Source organism: Chryseobacterium sp. SIMBA_029 (genome assembly GCF_046535275.1).
In the GTDB taxonomy this organism is placed as follows: Bacteria; Bacteroidota; Bacteroidia; order Flavobacteriales; family Weeksellaceae; genus Chryseobacterium.
The window spans coordinates 1-354 of the sequence record NZ_JAWRXA010000103.1 but is presented as its reverse complement, the minus strand read 5'-3'; the positions used below and the strand labels follow the sequence as shown (position 1 = coordinate 354).

Below are 354 nucleotides of genomic sequence, written 5' to 3'. Positions count from 1 at the left end.
ATAAAAAACTGGGAAAAATAAAAGCGGAAAATAATTCCCGCTTTTATACTTATAGAAAATTATTTCATTTTCAATATCTGTTCTCTTCCCGGACCTGTAGAAAGATAAGTCACAGGAACTCTCAATTCTTCTTCCAGAAATGAAAGAAAATCTATTAGTTCTTGTGGAAGCGAAGTCGGTTCTTCAATAATTGAAAGATCTGCATTCCAGCCATTCATCCATTTTAAGATTGGTTTAGCAGTTTCTGGAAGTATTCCGGAAACAGACTGAATGGTTCCGTCCTCCAGTTCATAGTGTGTACAAATCGCTACCGATTTCAATCCGCTTAAGACATCAGCCTTAGTAAGTACTAAC

Annotated in this window: 1 protein-coding gene; it reads right to left on the bottom strand. The window is 36.2% G+C overall.

The annotated features are described in order from the left end of the window. Positions 1–59: 59 nt before the first annotated feature. A partial coding sequence (locus tag SB679_RS23405) for an adenylosuccinate synthetase (protein WP_410704674.1) occupies positions 60–354 on the bottom strand: 295 nt, incomplete at its 5' end.